Below are 24,622 nucleotides of genomic sequence, written 5' to 3'. Positions count from 1 at the left end.
AGCGTTGGCAACCGGAATGGACCCCGGGTGAACCGTGCGGCAACGCCGGCCGCCGATCGCCGGACAGGGATCACAGCGGCCGACGATGGTTACCGGGCCCTCGGACCAGGGGCGGGCCGAGGTCACCGGAGGTTCATGTCACGGGGTAGGCGGGCGGCGGTCCGGACCGGGCGGGCGCCGGGTGCCGGGCAGGGAAGGCACCGCCCGCGCACTCCGTACAGTCCGCACGAATGTTCACAATCTTGTGATCGCATCCCTCCCCAAACACCGTCCCCTTACGTCATATTGAGCGGTCATACAGGTCCGATTTCCGGACCCTTCACCCCGAAGAGGTGTGCGATGACCCCCGACACCCCCCGTCCGGCCGCCGGCCGGGCCAGACGCACGGCCCGGCTCGCGGCCGTCGCGGCCGTCGCCGTGGCGACCGCGGCCGGGCCCGCCCTCACCGCGGCGGGCACCGCCCACGCCGCCGGCACCGACGCGGACACCCGAATATCCGCCGGCACCACGCCCGAGCCGAAGGGCCCGCACGACAAGCTCGGTTCGCAGGACGCCGAACTGCTGGCCCGCGCGAAGGCCGGCGGCGCCCGGTTCGTCTCGATGATGCTCGCCACCGCGCCCGGCGCCACCGAGCAGGCCGCCGCCGGCCTCGACTCCCTGAAGGGCGCCTCCGTCGGCCGTACCGACGACAAGCTCGGCTACGTACGCGCCACCGTGCCCACCGCCCAGGCCGACGCCGCCATCGCGAAGATGCAGAAGCTGTCGGACGTGCACGCCATCGACCTACGGCAGGAGATCAAGCTGCCGGACCCGCGGCCCGACGCGGGCGGCAAGGCCAAGGGCAGGCCGCAGGCCGGGAGTTACCCGGCGCCCGGCAAGGACACCCCGGCGAAGAACCCGTACCAGCCGTCCTTCGAGACCGGCGCGGTGGACTTCGTGCGCGACCACCCCAAGGCCGACGGCCGCGGCGTGACCATCGGCATCCTCGACTCCGGCGTGGACCTGGCGCACCCCGCGCTGCAGAAGACCACCACCGGCGAGCGCAAGATCGTCGACTGGGTGACCGCGACCGACCCGATCAGCGACGGCGACCAGACCTGGCGCCCGATGACCACCGCCGTCTCCGGCCCGTCCTTCACCTACAACGGCCGGACCTACAAGGCGCCCGAAGGCTCGTACCGGATCAGCACCTTCGCCGAGGCCGCCACCACCGGCGGCGACATGAAGGGCGACCTGAACCGCGACGGCGACACCACCGACCGCTGGGGCGTGCTCTACGACCCGGCCGCCGGCACGGTCCGGGTGGACCTCAACGACAACGGTGACTTCACCGACGACAAGCCGATGAAGCCGTACAAGGACGGCTTCGACATCGGCTACTTCGGTGAGGACAAGCCGGACACCCCGATCGCCGAGCGCATCCCGTTCACGGTGGAGGTCCGCAAGGACGTGCCCATGGACCCGCTCGGCGGGGACTGGGCGGGCAAGAAGGCCGACTTCGTCAACATCGGCGTCGTGGAGTCCGAGCACGGCACCCACGTCGCGGGCATCACCGCCGCCAACGGCCTGTTCGGCGGGAAGATGAACGGCGCGGCGCCCGGCGCCAAGCTGGTCTCCTCGCGCGCCTGCACCTGGAGCGGCGGCTGCACCAACATCGCGCTCACCGAGGGCATGATCGACCTCGTCACCAAGCGCGGCGTGGACATCGTCAACATGTCGATCGGCGGCCTGCCCGCGCTCAACGACGGCAACAACGCCCGCGCCGAGCTGTACACCCGGCTGATCGACACCTACGGCGTCCAGCTGGTGATCTCGGCGGGCAACAGCGGCCCCGGCGCCAACACCATCGGCGACCCGGGCCTGGCCGACAAGGTCATCAGCGTCGGCGCGTCCATCTCGAAGGAGACCTGGGCGGCCAACTACGGCTCGGCCGTGACGCGCAAGTACGCCATGCTGCCGTTCTCCTCCCGCGGCCCGCGCGAGGACGGCGGCTTCACGCCCGTCATCACTGCGCCCGGCGCCTCCATCAACACCATCCCCACCTGGGAGCCCGGCGGCCCCACCGCCGAGGCGGGCTACGACCTGCCGCCCGGCTACGCCATGCTCCAGGGCACCTCGATGGCCGCGCCGCAGGCCACCGGCGCCTCGGCCCTGCTGCTGTCCGCCGCGAAGCAGCAGCGCGTCGAGCTGCCCCCGGCGAAGCTGCGCACCGCGCTCACCTCGACCGCCAAGCAGATCAAGGGCTTCCAGTCGTACGAGCAGGGCTCCGGCCTGATGGACATCCGCGCCGCCTGGTCCGCGATCCGGCACGGCGCCGCCGCGCACGAGTACACGGTCCGCGCCCCGGTGAAGACGGCCCTGTCCGACCGCCTCAAGACGCCGGGCTACGGCACCGGGCTCTACGACCGCGAGGGCGGCCTGAAGGTCCGGCAGTCGCGTACGTACGAGATCACCCTCACCCGTACCACCGGGCCCGACCGCCCCGTGCGGCACGAGCTCGACCTGATCAACAACGACGGCACCTTCGACCTGCCGGACGAGGACGGCGCGGTGTGGCTGCCGCTGAACCGGCCGGTGACGATCGAGCTCACCGCGAAGCCCCGCACCGCCGGCCTGCACAGCGTCACCCTGGACCTGGACGACCCGCGCACCGAGGGCGTGGACCGCAAGATCCTCGCCACCGTGGTGGCCGCCGAGCCGCTGGCCGCGCCGTCGCACACCCTCGCCAAGTCCGGCACCGTCCAGCGCAACGCCACCACCTCGTACTTCATCGCCGTCCCGCAGGGCGCCAAGGCCCTCCAGGTCGCGATGAGCGGGCTCGCGGCGGGCAGCCAGACGCGCTGGATAGCGATCACCCCGCAGGGCGTCCCGGCCGACCCGACCAGCACCCCGAACTGCTACCCCAACTACCCGAACCCGGCCAACACGTGCGACCCGGTGCGGCGCACGTATCAGAACCCGGCGCCCGGCGTCTGGGAATTCGAGGTCGAGGCGCGGCGCACCTCGCCGCTGCTGGACAACCCGTACACGCTCACCGCGTCCACCCTCGGCACCACCTTCGAGCCGGCCGTGCGCGTCCTGCCCGAGGTCAAGGCCGGCAGCCCGACCCCGGTGACGTGGAAGGTCACCAACGCCTCCGCCGCGTTCGACGGCACCCTCAAGGGCGGCGAGCTGGGCTCGTCCCGTACGCAGCGCCCGACGGTCAAGCAGGGCGAGTCGCAGCGGTACGAGGTCGTCGTGGGCAGCGGGGTGTCCCGGCTGGACGCCGCGATCGGCGCGCCCGCCGACGCCAAGGCCGACCTGGACCTGAGCATCCTGCTCGGCGGCAAGGTCGTCGCCTCCTCGGCGACCGGCGGCTCGGACGAGGCGGTCAGCGTCGCCAGGCCCGCGCCCGGCACCTACACCGTCGTCGTGGACGGCTACGAGGTCCCCGCCGGCAGCACCGCCTACGACTACCGTGATGTGTATTACTCCCCCGCGCTCGGCTCGCTGAAGACGGACGAATCGAAACCGGTGAAGCTGGGTAGCGGAGCATCGACGCAGGTCACGGCCGAGGTATCGGTCGCGGGCCCGGCCCCCGAAGGACGCGGGTTCTCCGGCGAGGTCCGGCTGCTGAACCCCTCCGGCACGGTCACCGGCAGCGGCGGCGTGCGCATCGAAAAGGTCGTGCCGTGACGGCCTGAGATAGTGGACAGTAACGGGGCGGGTGCCCTCGGAGGGCGCCCGTTCCGCTGCTGTACGTACCGAACAAGGAGTGCCATGAGGATCGGAATCGTCGGAGCCACCGGTCAGGTCGGCGGCGTGATGCGGGGCATTCTCGCCGAGCGGAACTTCCCGGTGGAGCAGCTGCGACTGTTCGCCTCGGCCCGCTCCGCCGGGCGTACGCTCCCGTGGCAGGACACCGAGATCACCATCGAGGACGCGGCCACCGCGGACTACTCGGGCCTGGACATCGTGCTCTTCTCCGCGGGCGGCGCCACCTCCAAGGCGCTCGCGCCGAAGGTCGCCGACGCCGGCCCGGTCGTGATCGACAACTCCTCCGCCTGGCGCATGGATCCCGACGTCCCGCTGATCGTCTCCGAGGTCAACCCGCAGGCGATCTCCGAGCGCCGCAAGGGCATCATCGCCAACCCGAACTGCACCACCATGGCCGCCATGCCGGTGCTGCGCCCGCTGCACGCCGAGGCCGGGCTGGTCTCGCTGGTCGTCTCCACCTACCAGGCGGTGTCCGGCAGCGGACTGGCCGGCGTCGCCGAGCTGGACGAGCAGGTACGCAAGGCCGTCGAGCAGGACGCCACCAAGCTCACCCACGACGGCTCGGCCGTCGACTTCCCGGAGCCGGACAAGTACGTCCGCCCGATCGCCTTCAACGTGCTGCCGATGGCCGGCTCCATCGTCGACGACGGTCTGAACGAGACCGACGAGGAGCAGAAGCTCCGCAACGAGAGCCGCAAGATCCTGGAGATCCCGGAGCTGAAGGTCTCCGGCACCTGTGTGCGCGTCCCGGTCTTCAGCGGCCACTCGCTCCAGGTCAACGCCCGCTTCGAGCGTGAGATCACCCCCGAGCGCGCCAACGAGCTGCTGGCCGGCGCCCCCGGCGTCGCCCTCTCGCACGTACCGACCCCGCTCCAGGCCGCCGGTCAGGACGCGTCGTACGTGGGCCGCATCCGCAGGGACGAGACGGTCGACCACGGCCTGGCGCTGTTCCTCTCCAACGACAACCTGCGCAAGGGCGCGGCGCTGAACGCGGTCCAGATCGCGGAGCTGGTCGCGGCGGAACTGCGCGGCTGAGACGTTTCCGCACGCGTGGCGGGGCCCGTACGGACGTCCGTACGGGCCCCGCGGCGTACGCACGTGCCGCCTACGGCCGCCGCACCTCGAAGTGGAAGCACCCGTATTCGAGGGCGCGCACGTGCACCAGCACGACGTCCGGCTGCGCGAACGCCTCCGCGAGCGCCGCGTCGAACCCGGCGTCCGTGTCCTCGGGGATCTCGAAGGCCCGTCCGCCGACGATGTGCCCGTCCGCGTTGTAACGCCGCAGCGTCCGCAGCGCGCCCGGCCGCGCGAACGGGTACCCGGTCCGTCCGGCGTCCGGCCCGCCGCAGTCCTCCGCGTGGATGAACACCGGCCCGCACTCGTCGTACGCGCCGGGCCTGGCCCAGGTCTCCTCGGCCCACCGCCGCAGCGGCGCGTACGAGACGAGCGCGATCCGCTCGCCCTCCTCGACGGGCCGCAGGCAGCAGCGCAGCGGACTGCCCACGCTGCTGACGCGATCACTCGCGCTCCCGGCGGTGAACGGTTCCATGGCCCGCCCGGAGTCGTCCGATACGCGCAGTTCCTTGAGGGCCGCTTCCGGGATGGGGAGGGGTGTGTACGTCGTCATACGTACAGGGTGGGCGGGCATCCGGCCCGTTTCCGGCGGAAATCGGACGTGGAGATGTCCGGCCCCTTCAGAGTGCCGGTTCAGAGCGCCAGATGCCTGCGCAGGGCCGCGTCCAGCCCAACCATCACGCGCGCCGGGACGCTGCCGACCCGCCGCCCCAGCCGCTCGACGGACACCGCGCGCACCTGCTCGCACTGGGCCTTCGAGTCGCGCGGCAGCCCGCAGTCGTCGGCGGTCAGCAGCACCTGGAACGGGTAGACCCGGGCGACGTTGGCCGTCACAGGCACGACCGTCACCACACCCCTTCCGGCGCGCTGCACGGACCGATTGGCCGCGTCGTTGGACACGACCACCGCAGGACGGTACTTGTTGGCCTCGCTCCCCCGGACCGGCTCCAGATCAACCAGATAGAGGTCACCGCGCCGCATCGGCGCTTCCGATCCCGTCCCCGGAGACCCCGTCCCACAGCAGCGCGTCGTCGCTCTCGTCCCACTCCTCCCACGCCGAGGCGTAATCCGCCTCCAGCTCGGAGGCACGCAGCAGCTCGACCGCCGCGTGGATCACCGCCGACCGCGAATCGGCGTCCGTCTTCTTGCCGTACGCGTCGAGGAAGGCGATGTCCTCTTCCGGCAGGCTGACGCTGATCTTCATACCTATGATGCTACTCGGGTGGGAATGCCCTTGCTACCCCTACGGCAGCTTGGGTGGGTACGGCTTGAACCGCGTCGTGTCGACCGCGAATGAGAACGGCTCGGGAAGCGGCACCGGATCGCCGAACCGGTAGCGGTCCACCCGGCCGTAATCCAGGTCCCCGGGCTGCGAGTGCAGCTCGACGGCGCCCTCGTCGGGGTCGACGAGCAGATGGAGCGGGATGCGGCTCCGCGCGTACCACCTGCGCTTCCCGGCGTAGTCGCTGTCCCGCTCGGACACGACTTTCTCCACGATTTCCACGACCAGGTGCACCCGGTCCGCGGGGTAGGGGTGGCAGTTGTCCTGCATGGCCTCATCCGTGGTGACGACGAGGTCCGCCTTGGGCTCGGAGCCGGGAACGCCGGAGATCAGCGCCTGGCCGGACAGCCCCGCCCAGCCCGCGCGCTCCATCTGGGAGCCGAGCAGAGCGACGGTGCAGGTACGGAACGGCGACCCCGACCGCCGCATGACGATCTCGTCTTGGACCAGCTCGATCCTCAGGTGATCCAGTTCCGGGCGCTCCTCCAGGAAACGCAGTAGCCCGTGCCCGTCCCTGCCGCGCATGATGTGCTCGGCTGTGTCGTGCTCTGTCGTAGCCATCGTCGCCTCCTTGCGGCGGAGCGTAGGGGACGGGCGCGGGCGGGGTGGGCCGGATCTTCTCCCATGCCCCGACCGGGTGGTCGGGAGCTCCGTGGAAGGATGGCCCAAAGTCCGAAGCGAAGGAGATGAACGGGTGCCTGGCACGAATCTGACCCGCGACGAGGCGCAGCGGCGGGCGAAGCTGCTGAGCGTGGACGCGTACGAGATCGATCTGGACCTCTCCGGCGCGCAGGAGGCCGGCGAGGGCGGCACCTACCGGTCGGTGACCACGGTGCGGTTCGACGCCGCCGAGGCGGGTGCGGAATCGTTCATCGACCTGGTGGCGCCGGCCGTGCACGAGGTGGTGCTGAACGGCGAGAACCTGGACCCGGGCACGGTCTTCGCGGACTCCCGCATCGCGCTGCCGGGGCTGCGCGAGGGCCGCAACGAGCTGAAGGTCGTCGCGGACTGCGCGTACACCAACACCGGTGAGGGCCTGCACCGCTTCGTCGACCCGGTCGACCAGCAGGCGTATCTCTACACCCAGTTCGAGGTACCGGACGCCCGCCGGGTGTTCGCCAGCTTCGAGCAGCCCGACCTGAAGGCGACGTTCACCTTCACCGTCAAGGCCCCCGAGGGCTGGAAGGTGATCTCCAACTCGCCGGCGCCGGAGCCGGTGGACAACGTGTGGCGGTTCGAGACGACGCCGCGGATCTCCACGTACATCACCGCGCTGATCGCCGGCCCGTACCACAGCGTGCACAGCACCTGGGAGGGCGAAGGACGGTCGGTGCCGCTGGGCATCTACTGCCGCCCGTCGCTGGCCGAGCACCTGGACGCGGACGCGATCTTCGAGGTCACCCGGCAGGGCTTCGACTGGTTCGAGGAGAAGTTCGACTACGCGTACCCGTTCGCCAAGTACGACCAGCTCTTCGTGCCGGAGTTCAACGCGGGCGCGATGGAGAACGCGGGCGCGGTGACCATCCGCGACCAGTACGTCTTCCGCTCGAAGGTGACGGACGCCGCGTACGAGACGCGCGCCGAGACCATCCTGCACGAGCTGGCGCACATGTGGTTCGGCGACCTGGTCACCATGGAGTGGTGGAACGACCTGTGGCTGAACGAGTCGTTCGCCACCTACACCTCCATCGCCTGCCAGGCGCACGCGCCGGGCAGCCGCTGGCCGCACGCCTGGACCACCTTCGCGAACTCGATGAAGACCTGGGCGTACCGGCAGGACCAGCTGCCGTCCACCCACCCGATCATGGCCGAGATCCGCGACCTGGACGACGTGCTCGTCAACTTCGACGGCATCACGTACGCGAAGGGCGCCTCCGTCCTCAAGCAGCTCGTCGCCTATGTCGGCATGGACGAGTTCTTCCGGGGCGTCCAGGCGTACTTCAAGGCGCACGCCTTCAAGAACACCCGCCTGTCCGACCTGCTCGGCGCGCTGGAGGAGACCAGCGGCCGGGATCTGAAGACCTGGTCGAAGGCGTGGCTGGAGACCGCCGGCATCAACATCCTGCGCCCGGAGCTGGAGGTCGCCGGGGACGGCACGCTCACCTCCTTCGCCGTACGCCAGGAGGCCCCGGCGCTGCCGGCCGGCGCCAAGGGCGAGCCGGTGCTGCGCCCGCACCGCATCGCGATCGGCTGCTACGACCTGAAGGACGGCAAGCTCGTCCGTACGGACCGCATCGAGCTGGACGTGGACGGCGAGCGCACCGAGGTGCCGTTCCCGGCGGGCACCCGGCGCCCGGACGTCATCCTCCTCAACGACGACGACCTGTCCTACGCCAAGGTGCGCCTGGACGAGGACTCGCTGCGCGTCGTCACCGAGCACCTGGGCGACTTCACCGAGTCGCTGCCGCGCGCGCTGTGCTGGGCGTCGGCCTGGGACATGACGCGCGACGGCGAGCTGCCCGCCCGCGCGTACCTGGACCTGGTGCTGTCCGGCATCACCAAGGAGTCCGACATCGGCGTCGTCCAGTCGCTGCACCGCCAGGTGAAGCTGGCGCTGGACCTGTACGCGGCCCCGGCCTGGCGCGAGACCGGCCTGGCCAAGTGGACCGAGGCGACGCTGGAGCAGCTGCGGGCCGCGGCCCCCGGCAGCGACCACCAGCTGGCCTGGGCCCGCGCGTTCGCCGTCGCGGCCCGTACGGACGCGCAGCTGGACCTGCTCCAGGGCCTGCTCGACGGCTCGCAGGAGATCCCCGGCCTGGCCGTGGACACCGAGCTGCGCTGGGCGCTGGTCGAGCGGCTGGCCGCGACCGGCCGCGCCGACGAGAAGGCCATCGAGGCGGAGCTGCAGCGCGACCGCACCTCGGCGGGCGAGCGGCACGCCGCGGCGGCGCGCGCGTCCCGCCCGACGCCCGAGGCCAAGGCGGAGGCGTGGGCCTCGGTCGTGGAGAGCGACAAGCTGCCCAACGCGGTCCAGGAGGCCGTCATCGGCGGCTTCGTCCAGACCGACCAGCGCGACCTGCTGGCCCCGTACACGGAGAAGTACTTCGCCGCGGTCAAGCGCGTGTGGGACAGCCGCAGCCACGAGATGGCGCAGCAGATCGCGATCGGCCTGTACCCGGCCCTCCAGGTCTCCCAGGAGACCCTGGACGCCACGGACACCTGGCTCGCCTCGGCCGACCCGAGCGCGGCCCTGCACCGCCTGGTCTCGGAGTCCCGCTCCGGCATCGAGCGCGCGCTGAAGGCGCAGCGGGCGGACGAGGCGGCCGTGTAGCGGTTCGCCGAATGCGCTGAAGGCGCCCCGGGCCACCTGGTCCGGGGCGCCTTCGCCATGTGGCGCCGGGCTCAGCCGCTCAGCTCATCGAAGCGCCGCACCAGTCCGGCGCGGCCCTCGTCCGTGAGGTCGCCGTGCAGGCGCATGCGGGCCACGCCGCCGTCGGGGAAGACGTCCAGCCGTACGTGGGTGGCGGTCACCGGGCGCGGGAGCGCGAAGCGGTGCGGGGTGTCGGGCTGGAGTTTGGTCCGGGGGAGGATTTCGAACCAGGACGCGTCGTCGGACGGGTCGGCGGTCCGCGCGTCGCATCCGTACAGGGCCGCCCAGCCCGCGGAGTTGCCCTTCAGGTACGCGGTGTCGATCTCGACGGCGCGTATCTCGCCCTGCGCGGCGAGGCGGAAGCGTACCCAGTCGTTGGTGTCGCGCACCCGGCGGCGGCGGTTCTCCCAGCCGTCGTCCATCTTGCGGGAGAGGTCGGGGCGGATGATCTGGGTGGGCGAGGAGTAGAAGCGGTCGGAGGCGTCCTCGACGACGCCGCCGTGCAGGACGGACGCCAGGTCGACGGTGCCGAGCACGTCCAGCCAGGCCGGGTCGGGCACGACCTCGCCGTGGACCCGCAGCCGGGCGATGCCGCCGTCGGGGTGCTGCTTGAGGCGCAGGTGGGTGAAGCGGCGTTCGGCCGTCACCGTGAAGCCGTTGGCGGCATGGCCGCGGACGGGCGTACGGGGGACGATCTCCTGCCACTTCACGTCGGCGGCGAGCAGGTCCTCGGGGCTCGGGCTGCCGGGGAGCGCGGTCGCCTCGACGGTGATCTGCTGCGGGTAGTTGCCGCGGAAGTGGGCGGTGTCGACGATGACGCCGCGGACGATGCCGGGGGCGGCGAGGCGGATCAGCGCCCAGTCGTGCTCGTCGTCGGCGGGGAAGGGGTGGGCGCCGTCGGCCCCGCGCCGCCGCCGTGTCTCCCAGCCGTCCATGATCTTGCCCTTGTGGCCGAAGCGCTCGGGATCGAAGACCGCGGGGCCGGGCGTCAGCAGGTTCTCACGCTCGGCGAAGAACTCGTCGTTCGCGGCGATGACACCGGCGCCGAGGCGGCGGTCGGCGAGGTCGACGAGCGAGGTGAAGGGGAAGTCCCCGCCGCGGTAGTCCGCGTACGGGTCACCGCCACCGTACGGGGCGGCGTCGTTGGCGTGCGGGTCGGTGCTGGAGGCGGCGGCCGGAGTGGTGGTCATCTCTGCCCTTCGGTGAGGGGGTGACGCGAACTCTTCGACCTTCGCAGGATCGTTTACTCCAGGTCTATCGAAAGTTTCTGGAGATTGTGTTCAGGTGAGCTGAATGATCGGCCACGCCTTCGGTCAGCGACCGGTGTCCGCTTCCGGTGGTACGGCGAGCCCCTCGGCCACCTCCCGCAGCGCCGCCAGCACCCGCGCCAGCCCCGGCGCCTCCTCCGCCCCGCGCCGTACGGCCGCCACGACGTGCCGCCGCGGCTGGTCGGCGCGCAGCACCCGCACCGCCACTCCCGTTCCCCGCACGGGGCCGTCACCGCGGCCCGGCCCCGACCGGCCCCGTACGCCCGACATCGCCATCCGCGGCACCAGTGCCACCCCCATGCCCGCGCCGACCATGGCCAAAATCGCGTCCCAGTCGGCGGCGGCGTGCGCCTGTTCCGGTACGAATCCGGCGTGCTCGCAGGCCGCGGTGGTGATCTGCGACCAGGGGCCGCTGCTCCCGTAGATCCACCGCTCCCCCGCCAGGTCGGCCAGCCGCAGCCCCGGCTCGCCGGCCAGCGGGTGCCCGGCGGGCAGCGCCACGTCCAGCGGGTCGGCGAGCAGCGAGAGCCGGGTGAACTTCGGGTCGCGCGGCGTCGGCGCGTGCGCGGCGAGCGAGAGGGCGAGGTCGACGCTGCCCTCGGCGAGCAGCTCGTACGCCTCGGCCGCCTCCGCCTCCCGTACAGACACCTGCAGCCCCGGGTGCGAGCGGCGCAGCTCCCGTACGGCGGGGACCACCAGCGCGGGGATCGACGTGGAGAACGCGCCGACCCGCACCTCGCCCGCCTCGCCCTGGAGGTAGCCGAGCAACTCCGCTTCCGCGCGCTCCAGTTGCGCGAATACGGCTTCGGCGTGCCGCAGGACGAGGTGTGCGGCGTCCGTCAGGCGTACGCGCCGGCCGTGCGCCTCCAAGAGCGTCACCCCGAGCTGCCTGGCCAGCGCGGTCAGCTGCTGCGAGACCGCCGACGGGGTCAGGTGCAGCGCCTCGGCGGCCGCGGTGACCGTGCCCAGCTCGTGGAGGGTGCGCAGGATGCGCAGCTTCTTGATGTCCCAGTCGGCCATGCGGGCAGCGTACGCAGGCGGGCAGGGAAGCCCTCTGCTTCCGCGCCGCCCGACGGGCCTCCCGAACCGTTACTTCCGCGCCGCCCGGCGGGCCTCCCGCGCTGCCAGCCGCTCGTCGAACTTGCGGGCCTGGTCGTCCAGCCCGCCCATGTACATCCCCAGCTCCTCCTGGGCCCGCAGCCCGGCCGGGCCGAGGCCGCCGATCTCCAGGACCTTCAGGTAGCGCAGCACCGGCTGGAGCACGTCGTCGTGGTGGATGCGCAGGTTGTAGATGCCGCCGAGCGCCATCCGGGCCGCGGCGCGCTCGAAGCCGGGCATGCCGTGGCCCGGCATGCGGAAGCCGGTGACCACGTCCCGTACGGCGCACATGGTCTGGTCGGGGGCCAGCTCGAACGCGGCGGCGAGCAGGTTCCGGTAGAAGACCATGTGGAGGTTCTCGTCGGTGGCGATGCGGGCCAGCATCCGGTCGCAGACCGGGTCGCCGGAGTGGTGGCCGGTGTTGCGGTGCGAGATGCGGGTGGCCAGCTCCTGGAAGGCGACGTACGCGATCGAGTGCAGCATGCTGTGCGCGTTGTCGGACTCGAACCCGGCCGACATGTGCGCCATGCGGAAGTTCTCCAGCTCGACCGGGTCCACGGCCCGGCTGGTGAGCAGGTAGTCCCGCATGACGATGCCGTGCCGGCCCTCCTCGGCCGTCCAGCGGTGCACCCAGGTCCCCCAGGCGCCGTCGCGCCCGAAGAGGGTGGCGATCTCGTGGTGGTAGCTGGGCAGGTTGTCCTCGGTCAGCAGGTTGACGACCAGGGCGATCCGGCCTATGTCGGTGACCTTGGACTGCTCCGGGGACCACGGTTCGCCGCCCATGACGCCGTCGAAGTCGCGGCCGTCGCTCCAGGGCACGTACTCGTGCGGCATCCAGTCCTTGGCCGCCTTCAGATGCCGGTTGAGCTCCTTTTCGACGACCTCTTCGAGCGCGTACAGCAGCCGGGTGTCGCTCCATGCGGCCTGGCCGCGCTCCTGCGCGTGGCGGTCGGGGGCGATGGTCACGGGGACTCCTGGGGACGGGGGCACCTACGGGACCGTAGGTTACGCCATCGTAGGTTAGGTCCGTGTGAAGACCGGCCACGGGTGGAATCCCGCCCTCCGCTCACGCCCCGGCCACACCGCGTGCCCGCCCGCGCGCAACGCAAAAGAGGGCGCCCGCCGGTTCTCGCGAACCTGCGGACGCCCTCGAAGAGGTGCGAAGTGAGCCCCGGATCAGGCCTTGGGCTGCTTGCGGGACTTGTCGCCGATCATGACCAGTCCGGCGATGACCAGGAAGAGGACGATGGGAGCGGCCACGTAGAGGCCGAGCGTCTGGACGACACTCAGGCCCGGGCCCGGGTCGTCACCATCGTCGCGGGTGAGCGCGAACGCGGGGGACGACATCAGCAGCAGCAGGGCGGTGCCGGCCGTGACGGTTCCGGCGCGCAGGGCGTTCTTCTTGACCAGATTGCTCACGAGGTCAACGTATCGGACGCCGTTCACCCTCGCGCGCCCGGGGTGGCCTAACGGCTGACCGGACCCATTCGGTGCCGGTCGGGGGCACCGTGGACCCGTCACCGCCCGGCCGGATGCACGGTCACCGGCCCCAGATGCGGGGTGGCGCGGGCCGCCAGGACCCGTACGCGTACGGCGTCGGCGGTCACCGGCGCGGGCAGCGCCAGGATGCGCCGGTGGCCGACCGTCGTCCCCTCGGCGATCCGCCGCCACGTCCCGCCGGTCCGCGCCTCGACGGCGAACCGTTCCACCCGCTGCCCGTGGCGCAGGTCCTCGCCGACAGCGACCCGGTCGAAGGTGACCGCGCCCGCGGCCCGGCCGCCCTTCAGGAGATCGCGCCCGTACGTCTCCCGTACGGCCCGCCCGAAGGCGGTGAGCGAGGCGGCATCGGCCGCCGCGATCCGGCCGTCCGGCCCCGGCGGCACGTTGAGCAGCAGCGACGCGTTGCGGCCCACGCTCTTCTCATACAGGTCCAGCAGCTGTCCGGGCGTCTTGGGCCGCTCCCAGGGGTGGTGGAACCAGCCGGGCCGGATCGAGACGTCCGCCTCCGCCGGGTACCACTGGAGGTACTTGGTGCCGGGTGCCAGCAGCTTGGCGCGGGAGCCGATGTCGGCATCGGTGGAGTCGTTCGGCAGGCCGCCGGAGAGCACCGACCAGGGATCGACGGCGGACGGGGTGACGCTCCACTCCGTCTCGCGCGCGACGCCCTTCTCGTTGCCGACCCAGCGCACGCCCTGCGGCCCCTGGAAGACGACGGTGCGCGGCGAGAGGCGGCGGATGGTCTCGAACCACTGGCGCACGTCGTACGGCTGCGTGATGCCGGCGTCCGCCCAGGGGTTCGCGCCGTCCAGCCACAACTCCTCGACCGGGCCGTACTGGGTGAGCAGTTCGTAGACCTGGTTGAGGTAGTACGCGTCGTAGTCGTCGGCGCGGACGGTGAAGGAGGGCAGCCGCCCGCTGCGTACGGCGGCGGCGCGGTCGTCGCCGGGGACGAGGGTGGGGATGGTGCGCTCGGTGACGGGGCTGCCGTTGCCGAAGCGGCCCAGCCCGGCGGGCGTCCGGCCGCGGTCCTCCAGGGCGACCCGCTCGGGCAGGCTCAGCGGCTCGCCCTCGGCCTGCTTGCGCCGGATCTCCTCGACCCAGCGCGCGTGCCAGGCGTGCGGCAGTTCGGCGCCGTCCGACGGGGAGAGGTAGAGGCCGACCTTGAGCCCGGCCGCGCGGGCGGCCCGTACGTACGCGCCGACGACGTCCGGCTTGTCCGGCGCGGCGAGGACCGAGTGCGGGGTGTAGCGGCTGGGGTAGAGCACAAAGCCGTCGTGGTGCTTCACCGTCAGCATGACCTGCTCGGCCCCCGCCGCCTTGTACGCGCGCATCCACTGGGCGACGTCGATACGCGGCGGCGCGAACCGCTTCGGGTCCTCGGTGCCGGAGCCCCACTCGCGGCCGGTGAAGGTGTTCATGCCGAAGTGGGTGAACGCGGTGACCTCCCGCTGCTGCCAGGCGCGCTGGGCGGCGGTCGGCACGATGTTGGCGGCCTTCTCGATAATCCGGGCAGGAGTGTCGCAGGGCTCCACGGTCATCTGGGAGGCGGGGCGTACGGGGGCGTGGCAGGGGCTCGCGGCCGGCCGGTGGGCGGGTGCGGAAGCGGGCGGCCCGGCGGCGGTGGCCTGGAGCGGGGCCAGCGGCGTGAGGGCGGCGGCGGTGAGCGCCAGGACCGTGCGGAGGCGGGCGCGCGATCGGCTTCTTGCCATGGTTCCCTCCAACTCTCCGACCGAGATTGGTCGGATCTCTGGACGGCGTCCACGGCATGGTGCCGTACGGCCCGTTGGACGGGAAGAGTGGCGGCGGAGGCGGTCGGCCGTACACCGGCCGCCTCCTTCCGCGCCCCCTTCTCCTGCTTCTACTGCGGCATCGCGCGCAGTTCGCTCATCAGCGCATGCAGCCGGGGCGACGCGGCGATCTCCTCCAGCGACAGCGGGCGCCCTTCCGGATTGCTGATCGGCAGGCGCCAGTTGGGGTATTCATCCCATGTCCCCGGGAGGTTCTGCGGGCGCCGGTCGCCCACCGCGTCCGGCAGCCACACCCCGACCATCCGGGCCGGGGTGCGCAGCAGATAGCGGTGCAGCGCCTTGACCGCGGCCTCCTCGTCGCCCCGCCCCTCGGGCAGCAGCCCCAGCCGTATCAGCACCGCCAGCCACTCGCCGACCTCGACCGCCTCCGCCGCCCGCTCCTCCTGGAGGGGGCGGTCCAGCAGGCCCAGGCCGTGCCGCAGCGCGGCGTGCCGGCCGGTCAGCCGCGCCGCCGTACTGGGCAGGTCGTGCGTGGTGACCGTGGCCAGGCAGCCGGCCCGCCAGCTCTCCGGTGGCAGCGGACGGGCGGGCTCCTTGGTGTAGTCGCGCTCGAACCACAGCACGGACGTGCCGAGCACGCCGCGCTCGGCCAGCTCCGTACGCACCACCGGCTCGACCGTCCCCAGGTCCTCGCCGATGACCGCGGCCCCCGCGCGGTGCGCCTCCAGCGCGAGGACGGAGAGCATCGCCTCGGCGTCGTAGCGCACGTACGCGCCCTCCGTCGGCGGCCGCCCTTCGGGCACCCACCACAGCCGGAACAGGCCCATGACGTGGTCGATGCGCAGCGCGCCGGCGTTCCGCAGGATGCCGCGCAGCAGGTCGCGGTACGGGGCGTAGCCCTGCGCGGCCAGCGCGTCCGGCCGCCAGGGCGGCAGGCCCCAGTCCTGGCCGCGCGAGTTGAAGGCGTCGGGCGGCGCGCCGACGGACATGCCGGCCGCGAAGGCGTCCTGCTGGGCCCAGGTGTCGGAACCGGAGGGGTGGACGCCGACGGCCAGGTCGTGCACCAGCCCGATGCCCATCCCGGCTTCAACGGCGGCGCGCTGGGCGGCGGCGAGCTGCTGGTCGGTGAACCACGCGAGCCGGCTGTGGAAGTCGATGCGGTCCAGCAGGCAGCCGCGCATCCGGGCCGTACGGGCGGAGCGCGGGTCGTCCAGGCCCGTGGGCCAGCCGCGCCAGTCGGGGCCGTACCGCTCGGCCAGCGCGCACCAGGTGGCGTGGTCCTCCAGGCTGGTGCCCTGCTCGGCGAGGAAGTCGCAGTAGGCGGCGCGCCGTCCGGGGCTCAGCGGCACCTTCCAGAGCAGTTCCAGCGCCTCCTTCTTCAGCTCCCACACGGCGTCCCGGTCGATCAGCGCGTTCTTGTGGAGCACCGCTTCGCGCAGCTTCTCGGCGCGTACGAGGAGCGCGTCGACCCGGCCGCGGGCGGCGCCGTCGAGGCGGGTGAATTCGGGGATGTCCTCGATCCGGAGGTGGACGGGGTCGGGGAAGCGGCGGGAGGAGGGGCGGTACGGCGAGGGGTCGGTGGGCGCTCCGGGTACGGCGGCGTGCAGCGGGTTGATCTGCAGGAAGCCGGTGCCGAGCGCGCGCCCGGACCAGGCGGCCAGGTCGGCGAGGTCGCCCAGGTCCCCCATGCCCCAGGAGCGGCCGGAGAGCAGGGAGTAGAGCTGCACCATGAAGCCGTGGGTGCGGCCGGGCGGTGCGGGCATCCGGTCGGGGGCGACGACCAGGTGCGCGCGGGCGGACCGCCCGTCGGGCGTGTGGGCCCGCAGGGTGTGGACGCCCAGGGGGAGGCGGCCCACGTAACCGTCCGGCCCTCGGGCGCGGGTCCGGTCCGCAGGGCCTCCGGGATCGGGCCCCCAGTCCAGCACCTCGCCCGACTCGGTCTCGACCCGCAGGGCGGTGCCTTCGGGCAGCCGGTGCAGATCAGGGGGGCGCCCGGGGCGCACCACGACGGTGGGCGGGAGCAGGGCGCGGGCGGGGCCGTGGTCGTACGCCTCCAGTGCGGCGCGTACGGCCTGCGGTGTCGAGGCGTCGACCCCGAGGGCGGCGAGGACGGCGACGACGGTGTCGTCACCGACGTGGACGGTGCGGCCCGGCGCGGGCTCGTAGGACGTGCACACGCCGTGCAGACCGGCGAGCCGCGGTCGGCCCATCAGACCTCCATGGACTCCGTGCCCAGGCCGGCCGCGGTGGGCTCGCTGGTCAGCGGAAGCTCGGCGGCGATCGGGGACTCACTGGTGAGCGGGGCGGCGTCGGCGAGCGGGGGCTCGCTGGTCAGGGGCGGTTCGCAGAAGCACAGGGAGCCGGAGCCGTCCAGGCCGGAGTCGGGGTCGGAGACGCCGTCGAACAGATCCGGCTCGGTGGGTTTCTCGGGCTCGTTTTTCTCCGGTCCGCAGGATTCGCTGCGCGCTGCGGGGTACTCGGGGGCGGACGACAGTGCGTCGAGGAGGAGCTGAGCGGACGCGGCCACGGAGGGCCTCCCGTTCGTCGGTAGTGGGACACGACCTGCCCTACCCACTCGGGGCGGTCGCAGACGTACCCATTCAATCAACGTGGCCCAGGTCACACATCCCTCGTGCAGGCGATTTACCGGTGGCGGACGGGTGGTGGCGCAGAGATGCCCACCAGAAGGGCGATCCGGAGGAAGTCCTCCGGGGCGGTCGGGCGGGGTGTGCCGCCATGGGTGGAGCACGGAGGACGCCGCCCGCGGCACTCACTCGACGCGCCGCGACACGCCGGTCACACAGGGCAAACCCGGCACTTCGCCTTCCGCCGTTGACACCCTCACCACCACAGTGGTGGGCTCACTGCCGAAGGCTTGTCCGGCGGGGTTCCACGGGGTGCAGGGCCCCGTCGCGGCAGTCGGCTCAGGGGCGCGCGGCCGCGGGGCGGCCGGGCAGCGGGCGGCCGGTGCGGACACCGGTCGTCCGGTGAGTAGGAATACGGGGACTGAGGAGTGACCGTGCGAGTCCGGAACGGCGTTCGGGACGCCGGAGAGGTCGGCAGGCAGGGCGAGGGGGCCGGGAGCGGCGGTACGCGGCCGGGCGGCGCCGGGGATGACCGCGCGCGTGCGCGGCCGGGCGCTCCCATGGACGGCGGTGCGTACCGTACGGACCCGGCCGACGGCTCCTGCCCCACCGGCCCCACCAGCATCGGCACCGGCAGCATCGGCCGCCTCGGTTCCGTACGGGCGCGGGCCCGCACGCGCGTGGCCGGGGCCACCGCCCTGGCCGCCGCGGTGATCGGCGGGCTGCTCGCCGGCACCGTCCCCGCCCACGCGGCGCCCGCCGACCCGGTCGTCGGCACGCCGGACCTGCCCGGACAGAACGACGGCCGGACCACGTCCGCCGGGCAGTTGCCCGCCGTGTGGCCGCGGCCGCAGTCGATGCGCGCGGGCGGCACCGCCGTACGGCTGGGCGACGAGGCCGCCATCGTCGCCGCGCCGGACGCCGACCCGTACGCCCTGGAGGCGCTGCGCGCCCTGCTGCGCGACGCCGGGGTCCGTACGGTCCACGATGTCGCCCCGGGGCAGCAGCCGCCGGGCGACGGCCCGGTCTTCCGCCTCGGCGGCGCGGACGCGGAGACCGCGCTGAAGGCTCTGCGCGCGCCCGCCCGCGGCGACCTGCCGTCCGGCGGCTACCGCCTCGCGGTCGGTGAGGCCGCGGGCCGGGACACCGTCGCGCTGGACGGCGTCGGCCCGGACGGCCTCTTCCACGCCGTACAGACCCTGCGGCAGCTCATCGTGGACCGCTCGTCCGGGGGCCGCGAAAAGGGGGACGGCGGCAAGGAGCTGGCCCCCGCGGTCGTCCGCGACTGGCCGGGCACCGCCGTCCGCGGCATGACCGAGGGCTTCTTCGGCCAGCCCTGGACCCCGCAGCAGCGCCTGGACCAGCTCGACTTCATGGGCCGTACGAAGCAGAACCGCTACCTCTACGCGCCCGGCGACGACCCGTACCGCCAGTTCCGCTGGCGTGAGCCCTACCCCGCGGCGCAGCGCGACGACTTCCGGGCGCTGGCCGAGCGGGCCCGCGCCAACCACGTCACGCTGGCCTGGGCCGTCTCCCCCGGCCAGGCCATGTGCATGTCCTCCGAGGACGACATCAAGGCGCTGCGCCGCAAGGTGGACGCGATGTGGGCGCTGGGCGTGCGCGCCTTCCAGCTCCAGTTCCAGGACGTCAGCTACAGCGAGTGGCACTGCGACGCGGACGCCGACACGTTCGGCTCCGGCCCGGAGGCCGCCGCCAAGGCGCACGCGAAGGTGGCGGACGCGCTCGCCGAACACCTCGCCGAGAAGTACCCCGGCGCGGCGCCGCTCTCCCTCATGCCGACCGAGTACTACCAGGACGGCTCGACCGCCTACCGGGACGCGCTCGCCGCCGCGCTCTCCGACCGGGTCGAGGTCGCGTGGACCGGCGTCGGCGTCGTCCCGCGCACCATCACGGGCGCCGAACTGAGCAAGGCCCGCCAGGCGTTCGGTCATCCGATGGTCACGATGGACAACTATCCGGTCAACGACTATGCGCAGGACCGTATTTTCCTCGGCCCCTACACGGGCCGCGAACCCGCCGTCGCCACCGGCTCCACCGCCCTGCTGGCCAACGCCATGGCGCAGCCCACCGCGTCCCGCGTCGCGCTGTTCACCGCCGCCGACTTCGCCTGGAACCCGCGCGGCTACCGGCCCGGCGCGTCCTGGCAGGCCGCCGTCGACGACCTGGCGGGCGGCGACGCCGCCTCCCGCGCCGCGCTGCACGCGCTGGCCGGCAACGACGCCTCCTCGGTCCTCGGCACCGACGAGTCCGCGTATCTCAGGCCGCTGATCGAGACGTTCTGGAAGACCCGCGCCGCCGCCACCAACAGCGGCGACCGGGACGACGACGAGCGCTACACCCAGGCCGCCGCCCGGCTGCGGGCCGCCTTCCACACGATGAGCGGCGCCCCGGAGCGGCTCGCTCCCGCCCTGGCCGACGAAGTACGTCCCTGGGCCCGCCAATTGGCCCGCTACGGCTCGGCGGGCGAGCGTGCCGTGGACATGCTGGTGGCGCAGGCCCGTGGGGACGGCGCCGCCGCGTGGTCCGCGCAGCGCGCCGTGCAGGACCTGCGCAAGAAGATCAAGAAGAGTCCGGCGACGGTCGGAAAGGGCGTTCTCGGGCCCTTCCTCGACCGTGCGATGACCGAGTCCGACGCCTGGACCGGTGCCGCCTCCGAGACCGGCGCCCGCTCCGACACCACGCCACAGCCCCAGGAGGGCGCCGACCCGACCTCCCTGTCCGTCCCGTTCGGCCGCCCCCGCCCGCTGACCGCGGTCACCGCGCTCACCGAACCGAGCCCGACCTCGGCCGCCGTCTCCGTGGAGGCGCACGTACCCGGCGAGGGCTGGCGCCGCCTCGGCGGCCTGTCCGACACCGGCTGGACGCAGACCGAGGCGCGCGGACTGAAGGCCGACGCGATCCGGCTGGCCTGGAAGGACGGCACCGCCCCGCCGTCCGTCCACTCCTTCACCCCGTGGTTCGCCGACACCCCGGCGGCGGGCCTGGAACTGTCCCGGGACACCCTCGACGCCGACACCGGCGGCACCGCCTCCGTGGACGCCCTGATCTTCTCCCGGCGCCCCGCCGACGTGGAGGGCAAGCTCACCGCCAAGGCACCCAAGGGCTTCACCGTACGGGCGCCGGAGCACGTCACCGCCCCGCGCGGCGGCACGGCCACCGTCCGTATCCAGATCACGGTCCCCAAGGACGCGCGGTCCGGCACGTACGAGATCCCGGTGACCTACGGCGACCAGAAGCAGACGCTGACCCTGCGCACCTATCCGCCCACCGCGGGGCCCGACCTGGCCCGCGGCGCCACGGCCACCTCCTCCGGCGACGAGGCGCCCGAGTTCCCGGCCACCGCTGCCACCGACGGCGACCCGAAGACCCGCTGGTCCTCCCCCGCCCAGGACGACGCCTGGCTCCAGCTCGAACTGCCGCGCCCCGTCCGCCTCGGCCGCCTCGTCCTCACCTGGCAGGAGGCGCACGCCGCCGCCTACCGCGTGCAGGTCTCCGCGGACGGCGTCACCTGGCGCACGGCGGCCACCGTCCGCGACGGCAAGGGCGGCCGCGAAACCGTCCGCATGGACGCCGAGGACACCCGCTACGTCCGTATCCAGGGCGACAAGCGGGCCACCCGCTTCGGCTACTCGCTGTGGAGCGTGGAGGCGTACGCGGTGAAGGGCACGGACCAGCGGAAGCCGGAGCCGCCCCGGCCACCGGGCAACTCCCGGCCCGGCACGCCCGCCCGGCCCGGGTCCACCGGAGACGCGTCCGGTGGCGCCCCGTCAGCCGACGGGCAGTGGCCGGGCGGCGGACGGTAGACGACGCGCGCCCCGGAGCCCGGGCCCGGACGAGGTCCGGGCCCGGCCGGGAAAGCCCCGCCATGCAAAAACCCGGACCTATGCCGATACGGCATCGATCCGGGCCAGCGCGTCGTCCGCCCCGTACGGCTGCAGATATGGCAGCCAACGGGGGTCCCTATGCCCCGTACCGATGATCCGCCAGGCCAGGCCGGACGGCGGGGCGGGCTGATGCCGCAGCCGCCAGCCGATCTCGGCGACATGCCGGTCGGCCTTGACGTGGTTGCAACGGCGGCAGGCGGCGACCACGTTCTCCCAGGTGTGCTGGCCGCCGCGACTGCGCGGGACGACGTGGTCGACGCTGGTTGCGACGCCACCGCAGTACATGCAGCGTCCGCCGTCACGGGCGAACAGGGCTCGACGGGTCAGGGGGACGGGACCGCGAAAGGGCACCCGCACGAACCGCTTGAGGCGGACCACACTCGGGGCGGGCATCACACGGGTCGCGCTGTGCATCAGGGCGCCGGACTCCTCAAGGCTCACGGCCTTTTCATTGAGGACGAGGATGAGCGCGCGGCGGAGCGGTACGACGCCGAGCGGCTCGTACGACGCGTTGAGGACCAGGACATGCGGCACGGGTGCCTCCTTGTACGCCGGCGGCGCGTGGCTCGCGCCGGGACGATCTCTCCACAGTGTCCCCCGGTGCCTGGTCGCGGCGCCACCATCACCGGGTAACGGGTCCGAGGTGTTTTCGACCACACGCCTTTACTTCCCCCCAAAAAGTCCCGCCATTGGTCCGGTCACTCTCGAACACCGGCGCGGACCGCCCCCGTTGCCCCGTTAGTGTGGTTGGTCTGCCCGGGTCACGGTCCGTCCCGACCCTGGTCTGCTGTCCCACACGGAGGTCCCTGCTGTGTTCTGGTCCGCTTCCCCAGCCGCCGCGACGCCCGGCCCGCACCGCCGCGCGTCGCTCGACGACGCCACGGAGAAGGCCACCAACGCCGCCGGATGGGTGGAGGAGAACTGGGCGACCTGGCTCACCTCCGCCCTGCAGATCGCGCTGATCATCGTCATCGCCGTCATCCTGCGGCATGTGATCCGGCGCACGATCACCAAACTCATAGAGCGGATGAACCGCACCGCGACGGCCGCCCAAGGCACCGCGCTGGGCGGGTTCCTGGTCAACGCCGAGCGCCGCCGGCAGCGCTCCGAGGCCATCGGCTCGGTACTGCGCAGCGTCGCCTCCTTCGTCATCATGGGCACCGCCGCGCTCACGGTGCTGTCCGTCCTGAAGATCAACCTGGCGCCGCTGCTGGCCAGCGCTGGCGTCGCGGGCGTCGCCATCGGCTTCGGCGCCCGCAACCTCGTCACCGACTTCCTCTCCGGCGTCTTCATGATCCTGGAGGACCAGTACGGCGTCGGCGACGAGATCGACGCGGGCGTGGCCACCGGTACGGTCGTCGAGGTCGGCCTGCGCGTCACCAAGCTGCGCGGCCCGAACGGCGCCATCTGGTACATACGCAACGGCGAGGTCAAGCGCATCGGCAACCTCAGCCAGGGCTGGTCCACCGCCACCGTCGACGTCATGATCGCCCCGAACCAGGACCTGGACCGCGCCCGCCAGGTCATCACGGCCGTCGGCGAGGAGATGTCCAAGGCCGAACCCTGGAACGAACAGCTCTGGGAACCGGTCGAGGTCCTCGGCCTCAGCGAGGTCCACCTCGACTCCGTCACGATCAGCGTCTCCGCCAAAACGATGCCCGGCAAGGCCCTGGGCATAGAACGCGAACTCCGCTGGCGCATAAAGAAGGCCCTGGACACCGAAGGCATAACCCTGGCCCCCCGCCCCACCACCCCCCTGACCGACGAGCCCACGACCCCGGACCCCAGCGCCGCGGTGGCCGCACCATCGGCCCTGGCAAGCCCGACGTCGCCGCAGTCGTTGGCGGCTGCGCCTATTCCGGCGCCTAATTTGAGTAAGTAGGCGATACGGAACACCACTCCGCCCCGAGCCCGTTTCCGGTTCGGGGCGGCGTCATGTGGCGGGGAAAGGCGCGCCGCTCCCGAGCCTCAGCCCTCTGCCACCATGAAGTCGTAGTAACCGGCCGGGCCGGTGAGCACAGCCTGGAAGTACAACGGCTCCCCGTCGCTGTCCAGCGGAACCCCATGGCCCGCGACGCGCGTAAAGCCCAGAGAGAGGTGAGGCACATACGCGTAGAGGGTCTCGTCCAGGACAGTGGAACTCATTTCCCGCAGGTGATCGAGAAGCCGCCGGGCGGGAGTACGGAAGACATCGACCCCCCGGAAACGCACGGTGATCTCCTCGGGCCCCGGACGCGGTATCCATACCTCCGCCGCGGTGAGCGTCCTGCCGTCCTCGCAGTGAAAAACAATCTCGAACTGCTCGTGCAGAGCGGTGACCTTCATATAACGGACAGGGTCCGCCGCGCCCTCATCCTGGACCTTGACCCGACACCCCCACTCCGCGGCTGTCCGTTCGACGGCCCCTGCAGCCGCGCCGAGCGGAAAGCCGGTGATACCGCGGGGCGGCGCCAGTCCGATGTCGGTGCTCATGGGCTTCGCGGCCCTTCCTGCTGCGCGGGGATCACCCGAAGACACTGTGCACTTCAGCTGCGATTCCTGCGTTCCCGCCCGTCTCAGCCTCTGCCACTGCGCGCTCCGACGACTCCGGCTCCACCGGCTCCCATGTCCCGTCCTCACGCACCCGCTCCGGCCACCGTCCCTCGATCAGCACGGCCAGCCCGGCGAGCACCGAATCACCGAGGTACCACCAGCCCCCGTGGTTGACCATGAAGAGACGGCTCTGCTCGTCCACTGCCAGAAGGGATGCGTCCCCGTGCGATCCCAGCGGGAAGACCCGGCTGCCGATCCGTTTCCCGAAGCTGTGCATCGTGGCCGACGCGAAGCGTCCTTCGCGGGGGTCGAGGAAAAAACCCCGCAGGCCGCAGGTCAGGCCGGGGCCGTGAAGCAACACGTCCAGCCCGTGGAATTGGCGCACGGCTCGTTCCGCAGCCGGAAAAAGCTCCCAGGGCGCGCCGCTCCCGGGGCTGACCGTATTCACGGTCTCCAGCATGGCTTGAAACGCGGATGGCCCCGCGTCGCGCGTCGGCGACCATCCCGCGTCGCCGAGTACCGCGAGCGCGCTGCGCACCGCGCGATCCGTCCGGTCGCTCATGC

General features: G+C 72.4%; 19 protein-coding genes. 5 read left to right on the top strand and 14 right to left on the bottom strand.

Translation table 11 applies throughout. The features are described from left to right. Window positions 1-339 precede the first annotated feature (339 nt). Together CP984_RS26780 and CP984_RS26775 are read left to right on the top strand one after the other, a co-directional pair. Complete coding sequence (locus tag CP984_RS26780; protein WP_030179718.1) at window positions 340-3,675, top strand: S8 family serine peptidase; 3,336 nt, start codon at window positions 340-342, stop codon at window positions 3,673-3,675. 84 nt (window positions 3,676-3,759) lie between these two features. Then, window positions 3,760-4,791, top strand: a complete 1,032-nt coding sequence (locus CP984_RS26775; RefSeq protein WP_003982455.1) for an aspartate-semialdehyde dehydrogenase — start codon at window positions 3,760-3,762, stop codon at window positions 4,789-4,791. Window positions 4,792-4,861: 70 nt separating this feature from the next. On the opposite strand, the gene CP984_RS26770 is transcribed toward CP984_RS26775, so the two are convergent. From CP984_RS26770 to CP984_RS26755, 4 genes are all read right to left on the bottom strand, one after another. Then, window positions 4,862-5,383 (bottom strand): DUF1203 domain-containing protein, encoded by a 522-nt coding sequence (locus CP984_RS26770; RefSeq protein WP_003982454.1) that lies wholly within the window; start codon window positions 5,381-5,383, stop codon window positions 4,862-4,864. A gap of 80 nt (window positions 5,384-5,463) precedes the next feature. Beyond that, window positions 5,464-5,811, bottom strand: coding sequence for a type II toxin-antitoxin system PemK/MazF family toxin (locus tag CP984_RS26765; RefSeq protein WP_003982453.1), 348 nt, complete (start codon window positions 5,809-5,811; stop codon window positions 5,464-5,466). Continuing rightward, on the bottom strand, window positions 5,798-6,034 hold the full coding sequence (locus CP984_RS26760; RefSeq protein ID WP_003982452.1) for a ribbon-helix-helix domain-containing protein: 237 nt from the start codon (window positions 6,032-6,034) through the stop codon (window positions 5,798-5,800). The genes CP984_RS26765 and CP984_RS26760 overlap by 14 nt, the downstream gene beginning before the upstream one ends. 39 nt (window positions 6,035-6,073) lie before the next feature. Continuing rightward, a complete protein-coding gene (locus CP984_RS26755; protein WP_003982451.1) occupies window positions 6,074-6,673 on the bottom strand; it encodes a Uma2 family endonuclease in 600 nt (199 codons plus the stop codon). 133 nt (window positions 6,674-6,806) lie between these two features. Between CP984_RS26755 and pepN the strand changes: the two genes are divergently transcribed. After that, entirely contained in the window at window positions 6,807-9,383 is a 2,577-nt protein-coding gene (gene pepN / locus CP984_RS26750; RefSeq protein ID WP_003982450.1) for an aminopeptidase N, read from the top strand. 71 nt (window positions 9,384-9,454) lie between these two features. Here pepN and alc read toward each other — a convergent pair whose 3' ends face one another. The 7 genes from alc to CP984_RS26715 form a co-directional block, all read right to left on the bottom strand. Further along, window positions 9,455-10,612, bottom strand: a complete 1,158-nt coding sequence (gene alc, locus CP984_RS26745; protein WP_003982449.1) for an allantoicase — start codon at window positions 10,610-10,612, stop codon at window positions 9,455-9,457. Between the two features lie 123 nt (window positions 10,613-10,735). Beyond that, window positions 10,736-11,710, bottom strand: a complete 975-nt coding sequence (locus tag CP984_RS26740; protein ID WP_030179710.1) for a LysR family transcriptional regulator — start codon at window positions 11,708-11,710, stop codon at window positions 10,736-10,738. A 69-nt stretch (window positions 11,711-11,779) separates the two neighbouring features. Beyond that, on the bottom strand, window positions 11,780-12,754 hold the full coding sequence (locus CP984_RS26735) for an acyl-ACP desaturase (RefSeq protein ID WP_003982448.1): 975 nt from the start codon (window positions 12,752-12,754) through the stop codon (window positions 11,780-11,782). Between the two features lie 210 nt (window positions 12,755-12,964). Then, window positions 12,965-13,207, bottom strand: a complete 243-nt coding sequence (locus CP984_RS26730) for a hypothetical protein (protein WP_003982447.1) — start codon at window positions 13,205-13,207, stop codon at window positions 12,965-12,967. A 98-nt stretch (window positions 13,208-13,305) separates the two neighbouring features. Then, window positions 13,306-14,997, bottom strand: a complete 1,692-nt coding sequence (locus CP984_RS26725; protein ID WP_003982446.1) for an alpha-L-fucosidase — start codon at window positions 14,995-14,997, stop codon at window positions 13,306-13,308. Window positions 14,998-15,146: 149 nt separating this feature from the next. After that, the gene (gene malQ, locus CP984_RS26720; protein WP_003982445.1) at window positions 15,147-17,246 is read right to left on the bottom strand and encodes a 4-alpha-glucanotransferase; all 2,100 of its coding nucleotides are present in this window, start codon (window positions 17,244-17,246) and stop codon (window positions 15,147-15,149) included. After that, entirely contained in the window at window positions 17,246-17,563 is a 318-nt protein-coding gene (locus CP984_RS26715; protein WP_003982444.1) for a hypothetical protein, read from the bottom strand. Before CP984_RS26715 ends, malQ begins: the two co-directional genes overlap by 1 nt. 738 nt (window positions 17,564-18,301) lie before the next feature. Between CP984_RS26715 and CP984_RS26710 the strand changes: the two genes are divergently transcribed. Beyond that, complete coding sequence (locus CP984_RS26710) at window positions 18,302-21,445, top strand: beta-N-acetylglucosaminidase domain-containing protein (RefSeq protein ID WP_226048838.1); 3,144 nt, start codon at window positions 18,302-18,304, stop codon at window positions 21,443-21,445. Window positions 21,446-21,523: 78 nt separating this feature from the next. Here the strand turns inward: CP984_RS26710 and CP984_RS26705 are convergent, their stop codons facing one another. Next, window positions 21,524-22,060, bottom strand: a complete 537-nt coding sequence (locus CP984_RS26705; protein WP_003982442.1) for an HNH endonuclease — start codon at window positions 22,058-22,060, stop codon at window positions 21,524-21,526. Between the two features lie 277 nt (window positions 22,061-22,337). Here CP984_RS26705 and CP984_RS26700 point away from each other — a divergent pair, with 277 nt between their 5' ends. Continuing rightward, window positions 22,338-23,408 (top strand): mechanosensitive ion channel family protein, encoded by a 1,071-nt coding sequence (locus CP984_RS26700; protein WP_003982441.1) that lies wholly within the window; start codon window positions 22,338-22,340, stop codon window positions 23,406-23,408. Window positions 23,409-23,494: 86 nt separating this feature from the next. Here CP984_RS26700 and CP984_RS26695 read toward each other — a convergent pair whose 3' ends face one another. Together CP984_RS26695 and CP984_RS26690 are read right to left on the bottom strand one after the other, a co-directional pair. Next, complete coding sequence (locus tag CP984_RS26695; protein WP_003982440.1) at window positions 23,495-23,998, bottom strand: hypothetical protein; 504 nt, start codon at window positions 23,996-23,998, stop codon at window positions 23,495-23,497. A gap of 31 nt (window positions 23,999-24,029) precedes the next feature. After that, window positions 24,030-24,620: an SUKH-3 domain-containing protein gene (locus tag CP984_RS26690; RefSeq protein ID WP_003982439.1), complete on the bottom strand. Its 591-nt coding sequence runs from the start codon at window positions 24,618-24,620 to the stop codon at window positions 24,030-24,032. Between the last annotated feature and the right edge of the window lie 2 nt (window positions 24,621-24,622).

This window comes from Streptomyces rimosus, from assembly GCF_008704655.1.
Taxonomy (GTDB): Bacteria; Actinomycetota; Actinomycetes; order Streptomycetales; family Streptomycetaceae; genus Streptomyces; species Streptomyces rimosus.
This window is presented reverse-complemented; position numbering and strand designations above follow the sequence as displayed.

Bases quoted from the DNA above. Each gene is read 5' to 3' on its own strand.
- CP984_RS26780 (WP_030179718.1), top strand. From the start codon at position 340: ATGACCCCCGACACCCCCCGTCCGGCCGCCGGCCGGGCCAGACGCACG.
- CP984_RS26775 (WP_003982455.1), top strand. From the start codon at position 3,760: ATGAGGATCGGAATCGTCGGAGCCACCGGTCAGGTCGGCGGCGTGATG.
- CP984_RS26770 (WP_003982454.1), bottom strand. From the start codon at position 5,383: ATGACGACGTACACACCCCTCCCCATCCCGGAAGCGGCCCTCAAGGAA.
- CP984_RS26765 (WP_003982453.1), bottom strand. From the start codon at position 5,811: ATGCGGCGCGGTGACCTCTATCTGGTTGATCTGGAGCCGGTCCGGGGG.
- CP984_RS26760 (WP_003982452.1), bottom strand. From the start codon at position 6,034: ATGAAGATCAGCGTCAGCCTGCCGGAAGAGGACATCGCCTTCCTCGAC.
- CP984_RS26755 (WP_003982451.1), bottom strand. From the start codon at position 6,673: ATGGCTACGACAGAGCACGACACAGCCGAGCACATCATGCGCGGCAGG.
- alc (WP_003982449.1), bottom strand. From the start codon at position 10,612: ATGACCACCACTCCGGCCGCCGCCTCCAGCACCGACCCGCACGCCAAC.
- CP984_RS26740 (WP_030179710.1), bottom strand. From the start codon at position 11,710: ATGGCCGACTGGGACATCAAGAAGCTGCGCATCCTGCGCACCCTCCAC.
- CP984_RS26725 (WP_003982446.1), bottom strand. From the start codon at position 14,997: ATGGCAAGAAGCCGATCGCGCGCCCGCCTCCGCACGGTCCTGGCGCTC.
- malQ (WP_003982445.1), bottom strand. From the start codon at position 17,246: ATGGGCCGACCGCGGCTCGCCGGTCTGCACGGCGTGTGCACGTCCTAC.
- CP984_RS26695 (WP_003982440.1), bottom strand. From the start codon at position 23,998: ATGAGCACCGACATCGGACTGGCGCCGCCCCGCGGTATCACCGGCTTT.
- CP984_RS26690 (WP_003982439.1), bottom strand. From the start codon at position 24,620: ATGAGCGACCGGACGGATCGCGCGGTGCGCAGCGCGCTCGCGGTACTC.